19 protein-coding genes and 5 tRNA genes are annotated in these 23,909 nt (G+C 45.3%); 14 read left to right on the top strand and 10 right to left on the bottom strand.

Going from position 1 to position 23,909, the window contains the following annotated elements:
* Positions 1–91: 91 nt before the first annotated feature.
* Both ETP43_RS12975 and ETP43_RS12970 read left to right on the top strand, forming a co-directional pair.
* Positions 92–173 (top strand) — tRNA-Tyr (locus tag ETP43_RS12975).
* 220 nt (positions 174–393) lie between these two features.
* Positions 394–479 (top strand) — tRNA-Leu (locus ETP43_RS12970).
* A gap of 83 nt (positions 480–562) precedes the next feature.
* Here the strand turns inward: ETP43_RS12970 and ETP43_RS12965 are convergent.
* From ETP43_RS12965 to ETP43_RS12955, 3 genes are all read right to left on the bottom strand, one after another.
* The gene (locus ETP43_RS12965) at positions 563–1,819 is read right to left on the bottom strand and encodes a tyrosine-type recombinase/integrase (RefSeq protein ID WP_129258514.1); all 1,257 of its coding nucleotides are present in this window, start codon (positions 1,817–1,819) and stop codon (positions 563–565) included.
* On the bottom strand, positions 1,812–2,645 hold the full coding sequence (locus ETP43_RS12960) for a rolling circle replication-associated protein (protein WP_181951946.1): 834 nt from the start codon (positions 2,643–2,645) through the stop codon (positions 1,812–1,814). Before ETP43_RS12960 ends, ETP43_RS12965 begins: the two co-directional genes overlap by 8 nt.
* 143 nt (positions 2,646–2,788) lie before the next feature.
* Positions 2,789–3,109 carry a hypothetical protein gene (locus ETP43_RS12955; protein ID WP_005330993.1) on the bottom strand — a complete coding sequence of 107 codons (321 nt, stop codon included), beginning with the start codon at positions 3,107–3,109 and terminating at the stop codon, positions 2,789–2,791.
* A 162-nt stretch (positions 3,110–3,271) separates the two neighbouring features.
* Here ETP43_RS12955 and ETP43_RS12950 point away from each other — a divergent pair, with 162 nt between their 5' ends.
* The 4 genes from ETP43_RS12950 (at position 3,272) to ETP43_RS12935 (ending at position 6,013) form a co-directional block, all read left to right on the top strand.
* Positions 3,272–3,688 carry a helix-turn-helix domain-containing protein gene (locus tag ETP43_RS12950; RefSeq protein WP_055150624.1) on the top strand — a complete coding sequence of 139 codons (417 nt, stop codon included), beginning with the start codon at positions 3,272–3,274 and terminating at the stop codon, positions 3,686–3,688.
* 255 nt (positions 3,689–3,943) lie between these two features.
* Entirely contained in the window at positions 3,944–4,321 is a 378-nt protein-coding gene (locus ETP43_RS12945; RefSeq protein WP_105309479.1) for a hypothetical protein, read from the top strand.
* A gap of 114 nt (positions 4,322–4,435) precedes the next feature.
* Positions 4,436–5,278 (top strand): MerR family transcriptional regulator, encoded by an 843-nt coding sequence (locus ETP43_RS12940; protein ID WP_117657612.1) that lies wholly within the window; start codon positions 4,436–4,438, stop codon positions 5,276–5,278.
* Positions 5,279–5,494: 216 nt separating this feature from the next.
* A complete protein-coding gene (locus tag ETP43_RS12935; RefSeq protein WP_129258512.1) occupies positions 5,495–6,013 on the top strand; it encodes a hypothetical protein in 519 nt (172 codons plus the stop codon).
* Between the two features lie 52 nt (positions 6,014–6,065).
* Here ETP43_RS12935 and ETP43_RS12930 read toward each other — a convergent pair.
* The 3 genes from ETP43_RS12930 to ETP43_RS12920 all read right to left on the bottom strand — a co-directional run bounded on the left by ETP43_RS12930 (position 6,066) and on the right by ETP43_RS12920 (position 6,420).
* Positions 6,066–6,137, bottom strand: a tRNA-Gly gene (locus ETP43_RS12930).
* A gap of 24 nt (positions 6,138–6,161) precedes the next feature.
* Positions 6,162–6,232 (bottom strand) — tRNA-Gly (locus ETP43_RS12925).
* A gap of 115 nt (positions 6,233–6,347) precedes the next feature.
* Positions 6,348–6,420 (bottom strand) — tRNA-Phe (locus tag ETP43_RS12920).
* 182 nt (positions 6,421–6,602) lie between these two features.
* On the opposite strand from ETP43_RS12920, the gene ETP43_RS12915 reads away from it, so the two are divergent.
* From ETP43_RS12915 to trmL, 5 genes are all read left to right on the top strand, one after another.
* On the top strand, positions 6,603–8,348 hold the full coding sequence (locus tag ETP43_RS12915; RefSeq protein WP_129258510.1) for a B12-binding domain-containing radical SAM protein: 1,746 nt from the start codon (positions 6,603–6,605) through the stop codon (positions 8,346–8,348).
* A gap of 21 nt (positions 8,349–8,369) precedes the next feature.
* Entirely contained in the window at positions 8,370–9,098 is a 729-nt protein-coding gene (locus ETP43_RS12910; RefSeq protein ID WP_022398543.1) for a 3'-5' exonuclease, read from the top strand.
* A 127-nt stretch (positions 9,099–9,225) separates the two neighbouring features.
* Entirely contained in the window at positions 9,226–10,896 is a 1,671-nt protein-coding gene (locus ETP43_RS12905; protein WP_129258508.1) for a VanW family protein, read from the top strand.
* Between the two features lie 20 nt (positions 10,897–10,916).
* The gene (locus ETP43_RS12900; RefSeq protein ID WP_129258506.1) at positions 10,917–11,903 is read left to right on the top strand and encodes an AIR synthase family protein; all 987 of its coding nucleotides are present in this window, start codon (positions 10,917–10,919) and stop codon (positions 11,901–11,903) included.
* Between the two features lie 6 nt (positions 11,904–11,909).
* Complete coding sequence (gene trmL / locus ETP43_RS12895) at positions 11,910–12,410, top strand: tRNA (uridine(34)/cytosine(34)/5-carboxymethylaminomethyluridine(34)-2'-O)-methyltransferase TrmL (protein ID WP_022398547.1); 501 nt, start codon at positions 11,910–11,912, stop codon at positions 12,408–12,410.
* A gap of 33 nt (positions 12,411–12,443) precedes the next feature.
* Here trmL and ETP43_RS12890 read toward each other — a convergent pair whose 3' ends face one another.
* From ETP43_RS12890 to ETP43_RS12880, 3 genes are read right to left on the bottom strand one after another with little or no spacing between them, the layout of a single operon-like run.
* On the bottom strand, positions 12,444–13,862 hold the full coding sequence (locus ETP43_RS12890; protein WP_129258504.1) for a HAMP domain-containing sensor histidine kinase: 1,419 nt from the start codon (positions 13,860–13,862) through the stop codon (positions 12,444–12,446).
* On the bottom strand, positions 13,862–14,563 hold the full coding sequence (locus ETP43_RS12885) for a response regulator transcription factor (protein ID WP_022398549.1): 702 nt from the start codon (positions 14,561–14,563) through the stop codon (positions 13,862–13,864). Before ETP43_RS12885 ends, ETP43_RS12890 begins: the two co-directional genes overlap by 1 nt.
* Before the next feature lie 34 nt (positions 14,564–14,597).
* On the bottom strand, positions 14,598–16,976 hold the full coding sequence (locus ETP43_RS12880) for an endonuclease MutS2 (RefSeq protein WP_129258502.1): 2,379 nt from the start codon (positions 16,974–16,976) through the stop codon (positions 14,598–14,600).
* A gap of 243 nt (positions 16,977–17,219) precedes the next feature.
* On the opposite strand from ETP43_RS12880, the gene ETP43_RS12875 reads away from it, so the two are divergent.
* From ETP43_RS12875 to rlmD, 3 genes are all read left to right on the top strand, one after another.
* Positions 17,220–18,524 carry a S1C family serine protease gene (locus tag ETP43_RS12875; RefSeq protein WP_164979708.1) on the top strand — a complete coding sequence of 435 codons (1,305 nt, stop codon included), beginning with the start codon at positions 17,220–17,222 and terminating at the stop codon, positions 18,522–18,524.
* Between the two features lie 132 nt (positions 18,525–18,656).
* Positions 18,657–19,601 carry a 3'-5' exoribonuclease YhaM family protein gene (locus ETP43_RS12870; RefSeq protein WP_129258498.1) on the top strand — a complete coding sequence of 315 codons (945 nt, stop codon included), beginning with the start codon at positions 18,657–18,659 and terminating at the stop codon, positions 19,599–19,601.
* Positions 19,602–19,616: 15 nt separating this feature from the next.
* Entirely contained in the window at positions 19,617–21,167 is a 1,551-nt protein-coding gene (rlmD, locus tag ETP43_RS12865) for a 23S rRNA (uracil(1939)-C(5))-methyltransferase RlmD (RefSeq protein ID WP_129258496.1), read from the top strand.
* An 88-nt stretch (positions 21,168–21,255) separates the two neighbouring features.
* Here the strand turns inward: rlmD and ETP43_RS12860 are convergent, their stop codons facing one another.
* Positions 21,256–23,904, bottom strand: a complete 2,649-nt coding sequence (locus tag ETP43_RS12860) for an ABC transporter permease (RefSeq protein WP_129258494.1) — start codon at positions 23,902–23,904, stop codon at positions 21,256–21,258.
* Positions 23,905–23,909 lie beyond the last annotated feature (5 nt).

The raw sequence follows: 23,909 nt of genomic DNA, 5'->3' as shown, positions 1-23,909 counted from the left end.
CTTGCAAATCAGTTAGAAAAGACTTGCAATTTAAAAAAGATTGCGCTATAATTCTATCTTGTCAGAGCGTGTGAATGCTTTGACAAGATATGGATGGATTCCCGAGTGGCCAAAGGGGACAGACTGTAAATCTGCTGCAAATTGCTTCGGTGGTTCGAATCCACCTCCATCCATTAGGATAAAGGTAGTTCAGAGTTGAAATTGCTGAAATGATAGCAAAAAGGCTCGAATCCACCTCCATCCATCGGATAAAGGTAGTAACGAATCGAAACTGTCTGAAATGATAGCAAAAAGGTTCGAATCCACCTCCATCCATTAGTACGTATGAAAGTTAGCTAGCTGGGACAGTGCTTGCATGTATGCCCACGATGGAAGCCGTATTCATATGTATACGCCGCAGTGGCGGAACTGGCAGACGCCCGGGACTTAAAATCCCGTGGGTAGTGATACCCGTACCGGTTCGATTCCGGTCTGCGGCATTAGGTAAAAATGGGAGAAACGTTGAATTTACAGCGTTTCTCTTATTTTTTTGTTTTAAAATGTTTGAACACCTTTGAACACTTTATGATGAAATACCAAGATTCTGAAAAGCAAGCCTGTCATTCTTCCTCTTATTGACATTCCGCAAGTAATGCAATGTTGTAGCTGTCTCACTATGTCCCATTAAATAACTAAGGGTTGTAAGATTATTTCCGTCAAAAGCTGTTGAAGCATTGTAAAAGCGGATTTTATGACTGGAATGATAAGGAACACCGGCTTCTTTGCAATATTTCTTCAAACGGCGATTAAAGCTGTCTGTTGTCATAATCTCGCCGTTGGGTTCAAAGACATATATTCCATTTGGATTTAATTCCTTTGCTTTGTGAAGAATTTTAAGTGCTTCGTCTGTAAGGAACTGTTTACGGAATCCATGAGAAGTATTTCCTTTCATTTGATTTACTACTTTTACTTTTCGGCTTGAGAATGTTAAATCATCATTCAATGTACGTTCACAGGTCGCCTGTCTGTGAAGATATACAAGCCTGTTATTGTAGTCAATATCTTCCCAACGGATAGCTTTTGTTTCTCCAACACGGATAAACAGATAGAAAGATAACTGTATTGCAAGAGAATATGGCTCTATGATACACCGAAGATAATTTAATAACTTATGCGTATCATCACGGGAAAATACATTGTCACTTTGTACTTCTAATGGCTTATAGGTAAACTGTTTGAAATTCACATCAGAGACAGGATTATGTGATATAATTTCTTCTTCGATCGCATAACTCATTATTCCATTCAAAACAGAACGGGCATTACTGACTCGCTTGTGCGTGAACTGTCGGTCTTTTGTAGCTTCTCTGAAAAAGCGGATAAGCGTGATTGGTTTGATTTCGCCTATCTTCATTTTAACAAGTTCTGTATCTTTGAAAAATCTATTCCATTCAGATACATATTCTTGAATTGTTTTTGCTTTTACGGAAGTATAATCTCTTTTATACAAAAGCCATTCAGCATATAATTCTTCCAGTGTGATATTCTGACAGTTTTCAGCTTTCTGCTTTTCAATATAAAATCTGATGATTTCTTTTTCAAGGTTCTCTTTACTCTTCCTCTTAACAGGACGGCGTTTGTTAGGTTTGGTTTCATCGGGTAAATAAGTACGCCAGCTTTTTTCTGATTCTGAGTAATAAATTTCATATTTGTGATTCTCCAAGATTTTTTTATTTGCCATAATTTTAAAATCTTTGAAGACTTCATCTGTGGTCATGTTAGCACAGGTGGCTAACGTATTCAATAATGTTATATCTGAGAACGTAACGGGATTATCCATAAGATTCCCCCTTTACGCAAGGATTTTCTTTTTTTATTTTGATGTAGATAACACGGCTGTCCTTTAAGCATGAACCAGTAGATAAGAAAGCGTTGGTATCGTAAATTTGCCTTGTGTATTCTTTCTGAAAGACGATATTTTCTTTTTGTAAGTCATGTAAAATGTCTTCGGTCAGCATGACTTTTGTTTCGTGTGGAACTTTCAGATTTTGAGATTTAAAAAAGGCTTTTTTCTTATGTTCTTTCAAATCAAGGTCTTTTCCAAAATACTTGCTAAGATAACGACCTCTGTTTTCTTTGCTGTCTACATCAATGCGATTGATTTTAATAAATCCATGTGACCATAAATTCTGTAATTTTTCTTTTGCTATATACGGAAAATCAAAGAAAATAACATGATAATGGATTGCTCCACGCTTCTGTTTCTCCCACGTTGCAAGGTATTTTAATAACTGGGTTTTGGTATGGTACAAATAATAATTTAATCGCTGGATAAAATACTTAAATTCTCGGTTAGTTATCAGGATTTCCTGAATGTTTTCTTTAAATGTCAGCGTTACAAATTTTGTTTTGTTATCAAAGTTGCAGTCAACAATACGGGCAATATCCCAACGAGCCTGTTCGTAATGCTTCTGCTTGCGTTTTAAACTGTCATATTGCTTATGAGCTGACATTTCATCAAATTTTTTTTGGTTACTTGTGTCTGTTAAATCTACCTTTTCTTTCGAGTGAATAAAAATAGGGTTTTCGTAAATATATACTTCTTTTGTAGTAGGAGTTTCAATGATTTTCGTATTGTATGCAAAACACTCTTTTGTTTTGCTCACGAATCTCACCTCATATCCCAATTTTTGTAATGAATGTTCCGATTGTTTTCGGAAGATGTTGTTTTATATATCAAGTATAGAGGTCAGCCAGTTCAGCACCTATGACGTTGTCCGGCACTGACTGGCTGACATAATGGGAAAAATTATTTCATTCCCACTTTTCTGATATTGGAAGCTTCTGCTTTGACAGAAAGACGTCCATTATAGAGACTAGCCCAAGTATGTAAGCCATCAAATGAGACTGGAATCTGCCCTTTTTGTTCAAGTTCCTCGTTGGTAACAATCGCTGTGTTGGCTTTAATGCCTACTTTGACTTTCTCAAACTTTAATTTTGGAAGAAGAACTGTATAGTAGAATCCTAATTTTTCTTTTGTAGAAAAGTCTACCCAGTCAGAAACTTCTACTAACTGAAATTCCTCTTGCAGTTTGTCTGGATTTAAAATAAAGTCATTTCCTCTAATCATCGTTTCACCTCCTTATGGATATCTGATTATCAGATATTAAGATAATCTTATGATAAAACAAGCATTGCAGAATGTCAATAGAAAATATCTGAATATCCGATAAAAAGATTGACGGACGGAAAATCTTGAAATATAATGTGCTTATGAAGGAGGTGCTTGAACGTGAACAAAATAAAAGAATTGAGAAAAGAAAGCAATATCACGGTTGCGGAACTGGCAAAAGAACTGGGTATTTCGCAGAGTATGCTGACAAACTATGAGAACGGCAATGGAACACCGAGAGATGAATCTATATGGGAAAAGCTGTCGCAGATATTTGGAGTAAGTAAAAGCCATGTCATGGGACTGACTACGGATATTGAAACTACACAGAAAACCAATCGGCTGAAAGTAGTGGTTGATATGTCCCAGCCAGTATCCGTACATCCAAAGAACCAGACAGAACTTGATATACTGGTGAAAATGGATTTACTGGACGATGATGACACGGAGAAACTGCTGTGTTTTATCAATGAACTTCTTGCGAAAGACAAATATGAGGGAAGAAGAGAATCGGCGATAGAATATCTGGCAGAATAGGGAATGTGTAGAGAACCGTCCACTTGCCCAGCCGACCCTCCGCCCTGTTAGGAACCGTCGCTCTGGGCATCCTGCGGAACGTTAGTCTTTGAAAGATACGGACAGCAAATGAATAATGGTGGTAAGTCGAAAAGGATAGCAGACAGCACAGGTGGTGTGTTGTTATGTTATTCTTTTTTATTGAATTGCTTAGAAAATGGAACTATAATGTGGGGGGAGAATTAGACAATCTTGAAGTTATAAAGGAGAAACACTATGGGATTATTTGGTAAAAACAAAAAAGAGCGAGAAAAAGAGTATATGAACAGATTAGATGTTCCATTATGTTTAAAAGAAGACTTTGAATTGATTATTGATGATGTATTTACAATTATGGGGGTTGGAACAGTTGCCACAGGAAACATATCAACAGGAATGTGTAGAGAAGGAGAAAATGCGTGTGTTTATAAAACAAATGGAGGTGTATTAGAGACTATAATTACTACCATCGATATACATACAAAAGAACGAAAATCAAATGGTTGTGGATATAAAACAGAACATGTTGGACTTGGGTTAAGAGGAGTTTCTAAGGAACAATTAGAAAAAGGAGATAGAGTGATTGTAAAGAATGCCAATATGTATGGAATGTAATTACAAATTCCAGCTTGTTGAGATGAAAAATCAATTTATTGAACTGAAAACTATTGACTCTCACGGAACGTCATAGATTAAAGTTATCTTATCAGGAACAGGAGGTCAGCAGTTATGAGGACAGTAAAAGAAATATCAGATTTAACAGGTATCAGCGTTCGCACGCTTCACTATTATGATGAAATTGGATTGTTAAAGCCAACAGAAAAAAGTGATGCGGGATACCGGCTTTATGACGATAAGGCATTGGAAACATTACAGCAGATTTTGTTTTTCCGTGAGTTTGATATTCCATTGAAAGAAATCAAAGCTGTTATGGATAACCCGGTTCTTGAAAGAAACCAGCTTTTGCAAATGCAGAGAAAAATGTTGGTAGCAAAAAAAGAACGTATGGAACGTCTGATTACCAGCATTGATGATATTCTGAAAGGAGAGAATAAAATGGATTTTGCAATTTTCAGTAAAACAGAAGTGAAAGAAATGTTTCAAACTATGCTTGAACATATGCCCGACAATATGAAAGAACTTGCTGTCAAAGAGTTTGGAAGTGTTGAAGAATGGAAAAAGCATTATATTGAGGCAGTCTCATCAGAAGAAATGCAAAAAGGCTATGCCAAAGTTGTTGAGTGGTATGGAGGAAAAGAAAAATATTTATCTGTAGTCAACAATCCTATTAGCAAAGACGTAGCTGACAGTTACAACAAACGAATAGAAGCAGTTTTGCAAAAACTAATTGCAAAAAGAAATTGTGATGTAAATTCTTCGGAAGTTCAAGAAGTTGTTGAAGAATATGGCTTACTTATGAAGCAGTTTTCACAAATAAAAGAAGAACAAGGTTTTATGATGGCACAGGCACAGTATTATCGCAACGAAAGAATTAAGTCTATGACTGATGAGAAATATGGTGAAGGTACTGCTGATTTCTTAGCACAAGCTATTGAAGCATTTTACAAGTAAAAATACGGTTTGTGAATGAGAAACATTTGAACACTTTTTGAACACCCAGACCGTGATGAAGTCCTCAAAGCCCCTTTCTATCAGTATTTGTGATTGCTTAAAACGGTTCGATTCCGGTCTGCGGCAGTAGTCGAAGAGAAGAGAAACGTTGAAGATACAGCGTTTCTCTTTTTTTAATAAAAAGTTTGAACATTGGGGAGCTGAAAATAGGTTACCATGAGTAATAAGCTGGTTAAGAACAAAAAACAAAAAGAAATATTAAATAGAAGACAGAAAAAAATTCTCTTTTTTGGAATTCTTATTATTTTAATGATAGCTTTCCTGGGTGTATGGGGAAAGATAATTGTAACGTCAAATGCCTTCAAGACACAAATGGAATCTATGGTAGAGGGAAAAGATTATTTTTTAGAAGACATTGAGATCACAGATAAAAGAAGCGAAGCTGTTACTACGGACGATTCCATATCAGAAAATTATTTCTTCTACTATCAAAATGGAAGAAGATATGATTATGATAAGCGGATGCAAGTGCCGGGAAAGATATATTCAGAGTATCATGTGGGAGATACGATAACGGCATATACAACGGATCATGTCAGTTATTCTTACTATAAGTATGGAATTCTTCCGAAGAATGAGTATACAAATAACGAAATAATGAAATGTGTTGGAGTGTTATTGGGAGTGGGGATACTTAGTTTGCTGTTAGTTGGAATAGTAAGCAGAAATGAATAATTTAAAAACAGGAGCGGCAAAGTTTACCGTTCCTGTTTTTAGATAACAAAAAAGCACGAGACGGGATTCGAACCCGCGACCCTCGCCTTGGCAAGGCGATACTCCACCACTGAGCCACTCGTGCATAAATAACTGATATTCAGTTAAAAGCGGGTGATGGGAATCGAACCCACGTATCCAGCTTGGAAGGCTGGTGTTCTACCATTGAACTACACCCGCAAGTGTTTGTCGCTGACAACATAATGTATTATATATTAGTCAGTCGAGATTGTCAAGAACTTTTTAAAACTTTTTTGAAAAAGTTTTAAGTTCTTTCTATCGGATCAACCGATAATGCCCAGAACCGGAATCGAACCAGTGACACGAGGATTTTCAGTCCTCTGCTCTACCAACTGAGCTATCTGGGCAAGCTCGAGATATATATTAGCATACTTTTTTTGAAAGCGCAAGATATAAAATTCGAATTTTGTAAAAAAATACAGGGGCAGAGACATAAAATTCATATATTTGCAAACCGGAAACGGCGAGTGGCTATTGAGATAACCGGAGAGATACAGTATAATAAGAGCCATTCGGAGGTTACAATGCAATGGCAGAAAGAAAACATATCTTGTTGGCAGCAATCAATGCAAAATATATCCATTCCAATCTGGCGGTATACAGCTTAAAGGCGTATGCGAAAAAATATCAGGACCGGATCGGTCTGGCGGAATATACGATCAATCAGAATCTGGATGATATTTTAAAGGGAATCTATCGTGATCATCCGGAGGTTTTGTGCATTTCCTGTTATATCTGGAATATTTCCTATGTGAAGAATCTGATCCGGGAAGTGCATAAAGTGCTTCCCGACACTGCGATCTGGCTGGGAGGACCAGAAGTGTCCTATGATGCGCGGAAGGTGCTGGAGGAGCACCCGGAAGTGACAGGTGTGATGAAAGGCGAAGGAGAAGTGACGTTCCTGGAACTGGCTGGATTTTATCTGGAAGGCATCTCAGAACTGGCGAAGATTGATGGAATTACCTACAGGGACGGGGATCAGATTCAGGAAAATCCGTGGAGAGGAATCACGGATCTGAGTACGATTCCGTTTGTCTACAAAGATCTGAAAAAATTTGAAAACCGCATCATTTATTATGAGTCGAGCAGAGGGTGTCCGTTCTCCTGCAGCTACTGTCTTTCCTCAATCGACAAGAAACTGCGGTTCCGTGATCTGGAACTGGTAAAAGAGGAATTACAGTTTTTCCTGGATCATAATGTGCCGCAGGTGAAATTCGTGGATCGAACCTTTAACTGCAAGCACGATCATGCGATGGCAATCTGGAAGTATCTGATCGCTCACGATAACGGAATTACGAATTTTCACTTTGAGGTGGCAGCGGATCTGTTAAATGAGGAAGAGATTGCACTGATCCGCACAATGCGTCCGGGAATGATCCAGCTGGAAATCGGTGTGCAGTCGACGAATCCGGATACGATCCGGGAGATCCACAGGAAAATGGATTTTGCCCAGGTATCCGAGGTGGTGACACGGGTGCAGGAAGGGCATAACGTACACCAGCATCTGGATCTGATCGCGGGACTTCCCTATGAAGATTATACTTCCTTTGCAAAATCCTTCTGCGATGTCTACCGTCTGCGGCCGCAGCAGTTGCAGCTGGGATTTCTGAAAATGTTAAAGGGATCCTTTATGTATCAGGCGGCACCGGAGTACGGTTGTGTCTGCCAGAGCCGGGAGCCTTACGAGGTGCTGTATACCAAATGGCTGCCATATGAGGACGTTCTGCGGCTGAAACTGGTGGAAGAGATGGTGGAAGTCTACTATAACAGTAATCAGTTCGGGAAAACCCTGCTTGCGATAGAAAAATTATTTGACAATCCATTTGCGCTGTATGAAGCGCTGGGGGTATTTTATGACAAAAAGGGGTATATGAACATTTCACATACCAGAATCCGCCGATACGAGATTTTGCAGGAATTCCTGCAGGAATATGTAGAGGAAGAGCAGATGGAATATTACCGCCAGCTGATGATTTATGATCTATACGCAAGAGAAAATATGAAGACCCGGCCGGCATGGGCGAAGGATCTGAAAGCGTATAAGAGAGAGATCCGGCAATTTTATCTGAAGGAAGAAGAGACACATGCGTATCTGCCGGAATATGCAGGATACGATGAAAAACAGCTGGCGCGTATGACGCATCTGGAACGGATGGACTATGATCCGGATACCGGTGCGAGGGAAGCGTGCTGGATCCTGTTTGATTACCGGAGCAGGGATGTACTGACGTACGATGCGAAAACGGTAAAATTACCGGTAGTTGACATAATGTAAGAGAAAGGAAAAGAAAACACGATGGAAAAAACAGCATGTCCGTCCAGCTATGTGGTTGTGGATCTGGAGACCACGGGGCTGTATCCGTCTCAGGATCGGATCCTGGAGATCGGAGCAGTCAAGGTTCTGGACGGAGAGGTGACCGATACGTTTTGTATGTTTGCAGATCCGCAGATGAAGATTCCGGAGCGGATCCGGGAACTGACGGGAATTACACAGGAAATGGTGGAAGGACAGCCGACACCGGCAGAAGCAGTGCGGGCATTTCTGGATTTCTGCGGGGAACAGGATCTGATGGGGCATAATCTGATCTTTGATTACAGCTTTCTGAAACATCAGGCGGCGGATCAGAAAATCCCGTTTGAGAAAAACGGGATCGATACGCTGAAGATCGCAAGAATCCTGCTTCCGGATCTGGAGAGCAGGAGTCTGACGAATCTTTGCGGCTATTTTCAGATTGATCGGGCGCACGCCCACCGTGCATATCACGATGCACTGGCAACGCATGAATTGTATCAGCATCTGGTGCGGATCGCAGAAGAAGGACAGGAGCGGATCTTTCAGCCGAAACAGTTACAGTATAAAGTAAAACGGCGTGGTCCGATCACTCCGGCACAAAAAGCATACTTGAATGATCTGGTGAAATATCATAAAATAGAACTGGATGTGTCTATTGACAGCCTCACCAAAAATGAGGCATCCAGGAAAATCGATACGATTATTGCCCGGTACGGGCGCATGAAGAGGTGAATGAAAAATGAATATGTGGAAGAAAAACGGAAGACAGATCGTAGCGGGAATTATTGCAGTCATACTGGTACTTGCAATGGTGGTTCCGATGATTCTGGAAGTAATGTTATAAGGGATTGACATACAGATGAAGAAGAAAATAATGGCGGCCCTGCTGGCGGGAGTAATGATGTTACAGCAGCCGGTCAGCGGATGGTGCGCGCAGAATACAGACAGCGCCCAGCAGTCGGAAACGACGCAGGAGGGCGACAGTAGCGAAGATGCCGCCGCAGGAGATACAGAAGACAGCGCGGCAGGTGAAGGAACAGCTGTGACAGAGGACGGAGAGAACGGCGGGAAAGCTGCGGATACGGATCAGGATGTGCAGGAGGAAGATGAGATTCCGACCTGGCAGGCGGAAACCGATGAAGTAACCCTTGACACCGGTACATCCAACAATGCTGTCACCGGAGAACGGACGATTCTGGATCATATTTATCTGGAAAGTGTGGATCTGTCCGGCATGACGAAAGAAGAAGCACAGGAAGCGGTGCAGTCCCGTGTAGACGAGATTACCGGATACCAGATCATTCTTCACATGGATGACATGTCCACCGGAGTGACAGCAAAAGAACTGGGTGTTACCGGGGATAATGACGGTACGATCCGGCAGGCGATGGATGTGGGACAGGTTGGTAATGTGATCCGACGCTATAAAGTAAAGAAAGCTCTGGAAAAAGAAGACCTTCAGCTGGATATTTCCTGGCAGGTGGACAGTGACAGCATGCGGACAGCACTGGAACAATATTGTGTGCCGATGAACCGGGAAGTAGTGGATTACAACCTGACAAGAGAGAATGATCAGTTTCAGATCACGAACGGTGTCCGTGGGGTTTCTCTGAATGAGGATGCCTCTGTGGATAAATTAACGGATTATCTGGAACATGTGTGGAGAGATGGTCCGGGGAACCTGGATCTCGATGTGGAGATTACCGAGCCGAAAGGTTCTCAGGAAGAACTGGAAAAGGTAAAAGATATCCTGGGACAGGGAAGTACGGATTATTCTGCCAGCAGTGCTGCGAGGGCGACAAATGTAAAAAACGGAACCTCCAAACTGAATGGCAAAGTTATTTATCCGGGCGATGAGGTTTCCGTCTGTGATAATATGGTACCATTTACCGAAGAAAACGGGTATGAACCGGCAGCCTCTTATGCCAATGGTACGGTGGTGGAATCGTTTGGCGGAGGTATCTGCCAGGTATCTACAACGCTGTATCAGGCGGTTTTGCAGGCAGAACTTGAAGTGACGGAACGCCACAATCATTCAATGATCGTAAAATACGTGGAACCATCCATGGATGCGGCGATCGCGGAAGGAGCGAAGGATTTTCGGTTTGTGAATAATACGGAAGCGCCGATCTATATTGAAGGTTATGTTTCCGGTGGAAAGATCTATTTTAATCTATATGGACAGGAATATCGATCTGCGGACAGAACCGTTACCTATGAAAGCGAAACGCTGGAAACGATCAATCCGACAACAGAGCTGACAGCAGACTCGGAAAAAGCATTTGGCAGTATCACACAGACACAAAGTGCCCATACAGGTTACAAAGCACGCCTGTGGAAAATTGTCACGGAAAACGGGCAGCAGGTCAGCAAAGAAGAAGTAAATAACAGTTATTATCAGATGACACCGAATAAATACAAAGTCGGTGTAAAAACAAGCAGTACAGAGGCGTCCAGTGCCATGTATACGGCAATAGCAAACAACGATCTGAATCAGGTCTATGTGGTGCTGAACCGGTATGGCGGCTGACAGATGTAGAGGAGAAAAACATGAAGATAGGTAAACTGCCGGAACCGGTATTGATCCGTTCGGTATTAAAACAGGTAAAACACAGAAGAGAGGAAGTCCTGGTTGGTCCGGCGGTCGGACAGGACTGCGCTGCCCTTGAGGTGGGCGAGGATGAAGTTTTGGTGATGTCCACAGATCCGATCACGGGAACCGCAAAAGATCTGGGGCATCACAGCATCCACATCACGGCAAATGATCTGGCTGCAGCCGGTGCAGATCCGGTGGGTGTGATGCTGACCGTAATGCTTCCGGATACCGTCGAAGAGCCGGAGATCCGGAAAATGATGCAGGATGCGGAAGAAACCTGCGAAAAACTGCATATGGAAATCCTCGGCGGACATACCGAGATCACAAACGTGGTAAAACAGCCACTGATCTCTGTGACCGGTGTTGGCAAAATGAAGAAAGAAAATCTGCGCACGGTATCCCAGATCCGCCCGGATCAGGATATCATCGTGACGAAATGGATCGGTCTCGAGGCAACGACGATTCTCGCGAAAGAAAAAGAAGAAGAACTCAAAAAAAGATTTCCGGCAGTTCTGGTCGATACGGCAAAAGATTTCGACCAGTATCTGTCGGTGGTACCGGAGTCACGGATCGCAGTGAAACATGGTGTATCTTCTATGCATGATATAACAGAGGGCGGCGTCTTCGGCGCGTTCTGGGAGATGGCGAGCGGAGCCGGTGTTGGTCTGGAAGTGGATCTGAAGAAAATCCCGATCCGTCAGGAAACCGTGGAAATCTGTAATTATTTCGGTGTCAATCCTTACCAGATCATGTCCAGCGGTTCCATGATGATCGCGGCGGACGATGGTCACGAACTGGTGAGAAAACTGGAACAGGCAGGTATCCATGCCGTTGTGGTAGGCCGTACCAACAGCGGTAACGACCGGATCCTGCGAAACGGTGAGGATGTCCGTTATCTGGATAAACCGCAGCCGGATGAGTTATACAAAGTAATGGGGTAAGAGAAAATGGCAAAGTTAAATATTGTTCTTTATGAGCCGGAGATCCCGTCAAATACAGGAAATATCGGACGAACCTGTGTGGCAACAGGAACGAGACTGCATCTGATCGAGCCGCTGGGCTTCCGGTTAAATGAAAAATCAATCAAACGTGCAGGAATGGACTACTGGGATGATCTGGATGTCACCCGGTATATCGATTATCAGGATTTCCTGGAGAAGAATCCGGGAGCGAAGATCTATATGGCATCGACAAAAGCACCGCAGACCTATACGGAAGTGCAGTATGAGGAAGATGCCTACATTATGTTCGGAAAAGAAAGCGGCGGGATCCCGGAAGAAATCTTACTGGAAAATCAGGAGACGGCGATCCGTATTCCGATGATGAACGATATCCGTTCGCTGAATCTGAGCAATTCCGTGGCAATCGTGCTCTACGAGGCACTGCGGCAGCACAATTTTGATCATATGCAGTTGGGCGGTCATCTGACCAAGTATGAGTGGAAATAAAAAAATAATCAAAGAAAAGGTAAAGCAAGGGAATCAGCCGGTTCCCTTGCTTTTTTCTAATGTAAAGATAAATTCGGTACCGACTCCCTCGGTACTGATGACATTGATATTCTGATTGTGTGCGGCAATGATCTCGCGGACGATCGAAAGTCCGAGACCGGTACCTTTGCGGTCCTTGCCGCGGGAAGAATCGATCTTGTAGAAGCGATCCCAGATCTTGTGCTGTTTTTCTTTTGGAATCCCCATACCGGAATCTTTCACAGATACAAAAACCGTACCGTGCCGTTCGGAGGTTTCCGCTTTGATGATCGAGTTATCGGAACTGAACTTGATTGCATTGTCGATCAGGTTATACAAAACCTGCTGGATCTGTTCCATATCGGCATGTACCATCAAAGTTTCCGATTCGAGATGCAGTTCGATCGTGATCATTTTCTTGCGGCAGATCGCCTCGAAAGTGGCTACCGTATTTTTGATCGTGCGGTTGATATCGAAGTCTTTCATATGCAGAGGCCGTCCTTTGGAATCGAGTTTATCCAGCGTCAGAAGGCTCTGCGTCAGCTTTTCTAGGCGTTCGGTCTCATCAACGACGATTTTCAGGTAACGATCCTGCATCTCCGGCTGGATCGTTCCGTCCATGATCGCTTCTACAAATCCCTTGATCGAGGTCAGCGGGGAGCGGAAATCATGCGAGACATTTGCAACGAACTTATGCTGATATTCTCCCGATTTGCTTAGCTCTCCGGACATATAGTTCAGGGTATCGGCGAGATAGCCCATCTCGTCATTGGTGGTGACGGGGATGTTATAGTCCAGATTTCCGGCGGCGTACTCATTGGCTCCGGCGGTGATCTTTTTCAGCGGCTGGTAGACGGAATGAGAAAAGAGTGCCAGGATCAGAAGAGAACAGAGCAGCAGGATCGCAAACACGATATAAACCGGACCGAGAACCGATTCTTTCTGATCAATGATCACGGTCATGGGAAGGTGGATCGACACATACCCTTTGGTGGACAGATTTTTGGTGATCGGAACCAGGGTACTGACCATGTCTTCCTTAAAATACCCGTGAAAAGTGCCTGTGATATAACTGTCTGACCCCATGATCGCCGGATCAAAGTTTTTGATTGCTTTTTGTGCCTCGGAACTGTAAGCTTTGCTCGTATCGATCAACGGCTGCCCGGACGGATTCAGGATGAGAATCCGGGAATCCTGAAAGGCAGAGAGCGTTTTTAACTGATTATAGGCAGCTTCCACAGCTTCACTGTCGGAATAATCGGTATTTGCCTGATAGGAGGCGAGAGAGATCGCTTCTTTATACAGGGCGGCGCCGGTATCTTCCAGGATGTGATTCTGGATCAGAGAAGATCCCAGTGTGGCGATCAGAACCGTTCCGAGAACGCCCAGAAGAATATACGCCATAATAAATTTGGAATACAGTGTTCGTTTCATCAGGATTTAACCTCGAATTTGTAACCGATGCCCCAGACGGTACTGATGGACCATGACGGATGATCTTTGATCTTCTCGCGCAGTCGTTTGATATGTACGTCCACGGTACGGGTATCGCCGATGTACTCATATCCCCAGATATGGTCTAACAGCTGTTCCCTGGTAAATACCTGGTTTGGTGAGGAAGCAAGAAAATACAAAAGTTCCAGTTCCTTTGGCGGCATATCGATCGTCACACCCTGATAGACAACGGAATAGTTGGTCAGATTGATGATCAGATCCGGGTATTCCACGTATTTTCCTGCCGGTACTGCCGGAGCAGAAGGGGCAGGCTGGAAACGGCGGAGAACCGCTTTGACGCGGGCAACCAGTTCCTTGGAATCAAATGGTTTGATCATATAGTCATCCGCGCCGAGTTCCAGTCCGAGTACCTTGTCAAAGACTTCTCCTTTGGCGGAGAGCATGATGATCGGTACATTGGATTTGTGGCGGATCTCCCGGCAGACCTGATAGCCGTCCATACCGGGAAGCATCAGATCCAGGAGGATCAGGTTTGGCTGAAAGGAAGGAAACACACTTAAAGCTTCCTCACCGTCGTTTACAATCTTACATTCAAAACATTCTTTGGTAAGATAAAGAGATATCAGTTCGGCGATGTTGTTGTCATCGTCTACAATCATTATTTTCTGTTTGGATACCATAAAAAACTCCTTGTCGTACTATAGCGACTTATTTTTATTTCTTAAAGTTAACAATCGTAACACCGGCATCTCCCTCGCCAAATTCAGCGAGATGGAAAGAAGAGACGTATTTTACCCGGCGTAGATAGTTATGGATGCCTTTTCTGAGGGCACCGGTACCTTTTCCGTGAACGACACGGACACTTGGAATATGTGCCAGATATGCATCATCCAGATATTTATCCAGTTCCGCGATGGCTTCGTCGACGGTGCGGCCAAGCAGGTTGATCTCAATGCCGACAGAGGAAGATTTGGACATCTTGATCTTACCGGCGCTGGTGCGCTGCATATTCGGTGCGGAGATCACGGTTTCTTCCTGTAACAGTATCAGATCGGAGATATGGATCTTGGATCGCATAATACCCATCTGTACCAGAAGATACCCTTTCGCATCCGGGAGGGTGCTTACGGTTCCCTTGAGGTTCAGGCTCAGCACTTTTACGCCGTCGCCCAGATGCAGATCGGAAGGTTTCAGATTGCCTGTGACCTTCTTTTCTTTCTTGGACATATTGCTTTCGACCTTGTTCATCTTCTTACGGAGATTCTGTCGTTTATTTTCCATTTCTTTAATGGAAATATTGGCTTTTCCGAATTTGTTAAAGTCTTTGATCGTCTGATCCGCGTATTCTTTCGCATCACGCAGGATCGCGTGCGCCTGCTCATTGGCTTCGCGGAGGATCCGGTCACGCTGCTGGTTCAGCTTTTCCTGCTTGGTCTCCAGTTGTTTTTTCAGATCTTCTACTTCGGACTTGTAGCGGGCGATTTCCATGTGTTCTTTTTCAATAGTGATACGGTTTTCTTCGAGGGTGGAGATCACATCCTCGAAGGATTCGTCTTCCTGGCTGATCTGCTGTTTCGCATCGTCGATAATATACGACGGCAGCCCCAGCTTGCTGGAAATGGCAAATGCATTACTCTTGCCCGGAACACCGATCAGTAAACGGTAGGTAGGACGAAGCGTCTCCACGTCAAATTCACAGGAAGCATTTTCCACACCCGGAGTAGAGAGGGCATAGACTTTTAACTCGCTGTAATGGGTGGTTGCCATGGCGCGGATGCCCTGCTTTTGCAGATAGTTCAGGATCGAGATTGCGAGTGCGGCACCTTCCGTCGGGTCGGTACCCGCTCCCAGCTCATCGAAGAGAACGAGGGATTTCGGATCAGCCTTTTCGATAAAGGAAACCACGTTGGTCATATGGGAGGAGAAGGTACTGAGCGACTGCTCGATACTCTGCTCGTCTCCGATATCCGCATAGACTTCCTCAAAAACAGACAGTTCGGAACGGTCAAGTGCAGGAATGTGAAGACCTGCCTGTCCCATCAGGGTAAGAAGACCGACCGTTTTTAAAGAAACGGTCTTACCACCGGTATTCGGACCAGTGACGATCAGCAGATGAAATTCTTTTCCCAGATGAATGTCGATCGGCACGACTTTCTTCTTATCAATCAGCGGATGACGGCCTTTGCGGATATTGATATAGCCTTTGGTATTAAAGATCGGCCGTGTGGCGTTCATATCCATGGCGAGGGCAGCGCGGGAGAAAATAAAGTCCAGTTCTACCAGATTTTCCAGGTTATAGCGAAGGTTTTCACGTTCCTGGGCAGCCATGTTACTCAAAGAAGCAAGGATGACTTCGATTTCTGCCGCCTCTTTCATTTCGAGATCGCGGATTTCATTGTTCAGTTTTACGATTGCCATCGGTTCGATAAAAAGAGTGGAACCGGTGGAGGACTGGTCGTGGATCATACCCGGAACCTGTCCTTTGTATTCGGCTTTGACCGGGATACAGTAACGTCCGTTTCGCATGGTGATCACGGCATCCTGCAGGTAGGTTCTGGCGGAACCGTTGACCATACCGGCAAGCTGTGTATGGATGCGTTCGCCGGTTACTTTCATCGAACGGCGAATCTGTTTTAAGGCAGCACTTGCGTCATCGGCGATCTCATCTTCAGAGAGGATGCAGCGGCGGATCTCTGTATTTAACAGTGGCAGAGGTTCGAGTGCATCAAAAAGATCGTCCAGAGAATCCCGCTGTGCAGTTTCTTTTTCCCGGCGTCCGTAGGATTTTACCCGGGAGGTGTTGTCCAGAAGGGCACAGATCTGCAGAAGTTCGGTGATACCCAGGGTACTTCCGATCTCCAGACGTTTCAGGGAACCGCGGATATCTTTGGCACTGCCGAAGTTGATGTTTCCTTTCTGAAACAGACGGGACAGCGCGTCCTGGGTCTGTTCCTGCTTATATTCAATCTCTCCCAGAGAACAGGAGGGAAGGAGATCTTCGCAGCGGATCTTTCCGAGAGGGGAAGAAGCGTGGGCTGCGAGCATCTCGATGATTTTCGTGTATTCGAGTGTTTTTAAAGCTTTGTTGTTCATAATGTTAAATCCTTTCTATACGCTTTATTTTACCCTATCTGCCAGGGAAAGGAAAGGCAAAAAAGGGAGGCGGAAAAAGTTTTTTCTCTATGTCATAAAATGTTCATATCTATTTGATAAAATATTAAGGAAATTTTCAGGCAGCAGCTGTCTTTTCGATGTGTTCCGAATATGGGAAGAGATATCCGGATACAGGGAAAACGGCGCAGTTACAGTTGGAGTCAGAAACAGGAGACTACGCGTATGGATAAAAAGAAAGATCACAAGCAGGACGAGTACGATTTTTACCGGGAAGTGATGAAAAAGAAGCCTCTGGATAAACGAAAAATCGCGATAAGTATGGCGGGAGTGGCAGCAGGTGCTGTGCTGTTCGGTGTGATTGCGGCTTTTGTATTTGCAAAGGTGGAGCCTTATTTCGAACCGGAAGAAGAGCAGCCGAGAGTGAGTATCGTGGACGGAACCGGGACGGATGAGGACGAAGAAAAAGAACCGCAGCAGGAGATACCGGAAGAGGAAAACGGGGACGATCAGACCGATGAAAGCGACACAACAGCTGCGGATACATCCAAAGAGCCGATGACGCTGCAGGAGTATTCGGACCTGTATCAGCAGATCTCGGAGGCGGCAAGTGAGCCGAAGCGTTCCGTGGTGATCGTACAGGGATTTACCAATGATGTAGACTGGATGAATAATTCTTTTGAGGATGAGAAACAGGCATCCGGCTTTGTTGTGGCAGACACAGGGAAAGAATATTATGTGCTGACGGAATACCGGGTTGTGGATACGGTGAACCGGATCCTTGTGACCTTCTGTGATGGCAATACGGTGGACGGTCATTTCGTCAAACAGGATGCAGCCACAGGACTCGCAGTGATCCAGATTGCGAGAAATGATCTTGGCAAAGAGACCAGGGATGCAATCGCAGTGGGTGAACTGGGAAGCGCATCTTCGGTGAATCAGGGAGATCTGGTACTGGCACTGGGAAGTCCGTCCGGTTATCCGGATTCGGTAGTCTGCGGCCGGGTGACTTCCACAACAAATGTGAAAAGTACGGTGGACAGTGAATATCATCTGCTTACGACGGATATTATGGGAAACAGCGAGGGAAGCGGGGTTCTGGTCAATCTGGACGGAAAGATCGTGGGTGTGATCGCGCAGTCTTTTTCCGGGGAGGCGGATACCGGGGTGGTGACGGCATTATCAATCTCGGATCTTCGGAAACTGATTGAGCAACTGTCAAATAATGAAGATCTGATATATCTCGGTGTCCGGGGACAGGATATCAGCAGCAGTCTCTCACAGAAAACCGGAATTCCTACAGGTATTTATGTAAACTCCGTGGAGGAAGATTCTCCGGCGATGAACGCTGGGATCCAGAACGGAGATGTGATCGTGAAAGTGGGAAATGAAAGTGTCGAGACGCTGTCGAGACTGCGAACACGCCTGGATCAGTCGAAAAAGGATCAGAAGATCAAAGTGACGGCGATGCGAAAAGGTGCGGAAGGATATGTGGAAATAGTGTTTGACGTAACGCTGGATGCGTTATAAACTATAAAAGAGTCTGTAAAAAAGAATAGTGAGATAAAAAATGTGGTATAGGGACGATGGCTTTCTATACCACAAAACTTCTGCGGAATTTTCACTGACAGAAAATCAGGCAGAAAGACGGAAGGAGATTATATGAAATTTATTCAGGAATTTTTTGAGGGATGCCGGGTGTCCGGAATTTACCTTTGTAAACATAAACAGGCAGCAGTGACAAAAAACGGAAAACCATATGAAAATGTGATTCTGCAGGACAAGACCGGGACGATCGATGCCAAGATCTGGGATCCGAATTCGCTGGGGATTGATGAGTTTGATTCACTGGATTATATTGAAATCATGGGAGATGTCACCAATTTTGCAGGCGCACTGCAGCTGAACATCAAGCGTGCAAGAAAAGCCCGTGAGGGAGAGTACGATCCCACCGATTATCTTCCGGTGAGCAAATGTGATATCGACGAGATGTACGGAGAACTGATGGCGATTATCAAAACCATCCAAAATCCATACCTGTCCCGTCTGTTAGAACTGTTTTTTGTGGAGGATGAAGCATTCATCAAACGCTTCCGCTTCAATTCCGCAGCCAAGACAGTACACCACGGTTTTGTGGGCGGACTGCTGGAGCATACGTTAAATGTGACCAAACTCTGCGATTTTTATACGAAAGCCTACCCTGCACTGAACCGCGACCTGCTTCTGACCGCAGCAATCTTTCATGATATCGGAAAGACGAAAGAAATTTCTGCATTTCCGATGAATGATTATACCGATGACGGACAGTTGCTGGGCCATATTATGATTGGAGCGGAGATGCTCCACGATGCGATCCGTGAGATCCCGGATTTCCCGGCAAAAGTGGAGAGTGAGTTAAAGCATTGCATCCTGGCACACCATGGAGAACTGGAATACGGTTCCCCGAAGAAACCGGCCCTGATGGAGGCGGCAGCGCTGAATATGGCGGACAACACGGATGCCAAGATGGAAACATTTACCGAGCTTTTCGACAATGCGAAAGATCCGAACGAATGGCTTGGCTACAACCGGCTGTTTGAATCAAATATCCGTAAAACCAGTATGTAAAGAAAGGGCAGATCCATGGAATACAAAAAGAATGATCTTCTGACTGTAACCATCGAGGATATGGGACATGACGGGGAAGGAATCGGAAAAGTGGACGGTTATACCGTATTTGTAAAAGACACAGTGATCGGCGATAAAGTACAGGCAAAGATCATGAAGGCGAAGAAAAATTACGGTTATGCCAGACTGGTGGAGATCATGGAGCCGTCGAAAGACCGGGTCGAGCCACGCTGTGCGTACGCCCGTCAGTGCGGTGGCTGTCAGATCCAGGCACTTTCTTATGAAAAACAGCTGGCATACAAACAGCAGAAGATTGAAAATAATCTGATCCGGATCGGCGGTTTTCAGAAAGAAGAGATTCCGATGCAGCCGATCATCGGCATGGAAGATCCGTACCATTACAGAAACAAAGCGCAGTTTCCGGTGGGATGCGACAAAGAAGGCCATCTGATCGCCGGATTCTATGCCGGAAGAACCCATTCGATCATCAGCAACCGGAAATGTTATCTCGGCGTGGAAGTCAACGAACAGATCCTGAATCTGGTGCTGGCGCATATGGAAGCATATGATATCCCGGCATATGACGAGACAACCGGGAAGGGTCTGGTGCGTCATGTACTGATCCGTTATGGATTCCAGTCGAAAGAGATCATGGTCTGTCTTGTCGTCAACGGCAGCCGCATCCCGGGAGCGGAAGATCTGATCGCAAAACTTCGCGAGATTCCGGGAATGACCAGCATTTCCCTGAACATCAACCGGGAAAAGACGAACGTGATTCTGGGAAGAAAAGGGAAAGTCTTATGGGGACAGGAATACATCACCGATACGATCGGACCGATCGCCTATCAGATCTCCCCGCAGTCTTTTTATCAGGTCAATCCGGTGCAGACACAGAAACTTTACGAAAAAGCACTGGAATATGCAGGTCTGGAAGGAAATGAGACGGTCTGGGATCTCTACTGCGGAATCGGAACAATTTCCCTCTTCCTCGCCCAGAAAGCAAAACAGGTCTATGGTGTGGAAATTGTCCCGGCTGCCATTGAGGATGCAAAACGAAATGCAACGCTGAATCATATCACCAATGCAGAATTCTTTGTAGGAAAAGCGGAAGAAGTGTTGCCGGAAAAATACGAAAAAGAAGGCATCTATGCGGATGTGATCGTGGTGGATCCGCCACGGAAAGGATGCGAAGAGAGCGTACTGGCTACGATGGTAAAGATGCAGCCGAAACGGATCGTGTACGTAAGTTGTGACTCTGCGACTCTGGCCCGGGATCTGAAATATCTGCGGGGGGAAGGATATGAAGTTAAGAAGGTGCAGGGGGTGGATCAGTTTCCTCATACGGTGCATGTGGAGACGGTTGTCTTGCTTTCCAAGGACTATGCGCTGGAGCATAGCGGGTTAAAGGTATCCAACCTGTATATCTCACAAATTAAGCGAAAATGTGGGATTGGGGGTGGTAAGAACTATAATTTGCCGAAGTCCGAGGATTCCAGACAGCCACAGTGCCCACTGGAAAAAGAGAAAGCAATCCGAGAAGCATTCAAATATTTTGGGATAAGCTAACATCCCGCAGAATGGAGGAATATAAACCCTTAGATTAAAACTCAGCCCTCTGCCTTTTCCTTGGCAGAGGGCCGTTTTTTGCTTAAAGTTATTGAGCATCCCTTAATTGCTCTACAACGCTGCATTTCGCTGCGTTATCATACATCATGCAAGGAATCAGCCACCCCAGCAGAAGAAATACCGGAATTGTCAACAGGACAGGCAGAATGGTGAATCGATATTCAAAGAACCAGAACATACTGCCCAGCATTTTTCCTGCAAGAGGTCCAAACACCAGTGACAGAATAAAGGCCGCTGCTACGGAGGACATTGCGTAAAACAATCCCTCGTAGATCAGCATGGTTTTGAGCTGCCGGTTCGTCATTCCTACAGCCTGAAGTACAGCAAATTCACGGCGGCGGGAAAGAATACCGGTCATCATGGCGTTGAAAAAATTTAAGAGTCCCACCAGCCCAATGATAGCACAGAGGATACCACCTATCAGAAGGAACATCTGCCGGAACTGAGCAAATTCAGAGCGAGCCGTGGCCTTGCTTTCATACATCAAGGGCGAAAACTCACCGGCAGTGAGCTTCGATAGATATTGCTCTGCTTCGGTCTCGTCAGCGTCGTCCGCTGTGTCGAACAGGTAAAGCATCGGAATGACTGCACCACCGCTGTCCCTCTGTGCGGTGTCCACAGACAAAACTACGTCATATCCAATACCACCATAACGATAACTCATGGAATTCGGAAGTTCTACCAAGGCGCAGACCGTGTACTCTACATCTCTGGCTCCATACAATTTTGCCTGAAGGTACTCCTCCGGTGTATCTTCGGTGCAGAGTTCTCCGGTGCGACTGTCGATATATTTCACATCATCCGCATAGGTAACGGTGATCGTGTCTCCCACCTTGGGGTAGTATTCAAGATTGGGCAGATTACCGTAATCATCCAAAGAAACCGCAATGGCAATGGCGTTATTGTCCGGCTCCAACATGGGAGAAATATCTCCGTCGAACACTTGCAGCTTGTCAAACAGACTGTTATCCAGAGCCTCGATTCTGGTATCTCCCATCACCATATTGCCCCGGTGCTCCAGACAGCTCATATGGCTGTCCAACTGCTCGGCGCTTTCGTACCTTGCATAGTCCTGCCGCAGAGCATCCTCCGCCATCCACAGATATGCGGGTTTTCGCACAGCATATCCCGTGCCGGAAAGACTGGCCTTTGTGTTTGCGGAGATATCCTCTATTTGTTCCTGGGTGATGAATTCATCTGCACTCGAGTTATAACGAAAATAGTCGGGAGTGCTGACGATAAAATCGGCGCAGGTCATGGCGGATACATACTTCTCCATGCTGAAGCCGCCCACAAAGGCACACAGCGCATTGAACAGTGTCACCGACAGTGCCAGAGACACCACCACCAGCACCGTCTTTTTCTTGTTTCGTCCCAGATTGGCAAAGGCCATCTGATGGAGCTTCGCTCCCCGGGTACTGCGCTGTTTTTTCTTAGTCTGCATCGCATCTGTATATTTGGTAGCCTCCACCGGAGAGACCCTGGCTGCCATTTTTCCGGGCTTGGAACAGGACAGGAGCACCGTCAACAGGGCAAACAGCATGGAGCCAACAAAGATCACAGGCGAGGTGCTGATGGTCGTGATGCCCACCTCTAACTGGGTGGAGCGCAAGACAACCGGCACCAGAACAGCGCCGATGCCGTAGCCCAGCAGCAGCCCTGCCGGAATGCCGATCAGACAAAGCAGAAGTGCCTGCTGGCGAATGATACGTTTGATCTGCCGGGGCGTTGTGCCAATGGTTTTCAGAAGTCCGTAAAACCGGATATCCCCTGCAACAGAGATCTGGAAAATGTTATAGATGATAAGATACCCGGTAAAAATCACCAGCAGTAAAAAAGCTGCTATGGCGATCACAAGTTCCGGATCAAGTTGCGACTCCAACTGGGATGAGGTATATCCCCAATTGACACCGATTCGGACGCTGTTGGGATCGGTATAGCTGTCCCATGTGTAGCCAAGATCGGTATCCACCTGCTCCATCTGCCCTTGAATGTTTGTGCCGGAAGCCATCATGACATTCAAATCGGTGCGGAAGGGCTGTAACCCTGTTTTCACTGCCTGCGCTTCGATGTCATCTGCGTAATCACTGCTGATGTTGATGTAGTGAACAGGCATTAGTTCATCATAGTCCCAATAGCCCACCAACGTAAAGGTATCCGTTACAGCAAAGGCGGTTTGATCCTTGTCCGTGATGGAATAGGAAACCGTGACCTCTGCGCCCAGTTTCGGTGTCACGCCAAGTAGCTGCAACGCTGCCGTATCCATGGCAACTTCTTTGCCGCTTTTGGGCATCCGCCCGGTAGTGGGGGTGGCATAGCTCCATTTGGTGCAATTGGCGTCCATGTAGCTGATCTCTGCCGGCGTTTTGGCAAAGACACCTTCCGCAGTGATACCAATCGCCTTCCGTGCCCCCGCAGCCTTCACCTTCGGGTGGGCAGCGATGCGTTCCGCCTGCTCGGGGGAAACATCCTTAAAGGTGCCGTGTGCATAGCCGCCTACCTGCCGGAACTGGTAGGTTTCATAACTGGCGTTCAACGACAAGACAATGGTGAACATGGACGTAAATAGCAGCGTTGTCAGCGCAATGGCAAAAATGGCGATCAGATTACGGCGGCGGTTCGCATAAAGAGATTTTAAGCTGAGCTTTCGAATACATTTTCTGTTTTTGACATTCATCGTAG

It is taken from the genome of Blautia faecicola, assembly GCF_004123145.1.
GTDB lineage: Bacteria > Bacillota > Clostridia > Lachnospirales > Lachnospiraceae > Oliverpabstia > Oliverpabstia faecicola.
Note: the sequence above shows the minus strand (reverse complement) of the source record. Positions and strands in the feature narration are given on the sequence as shown.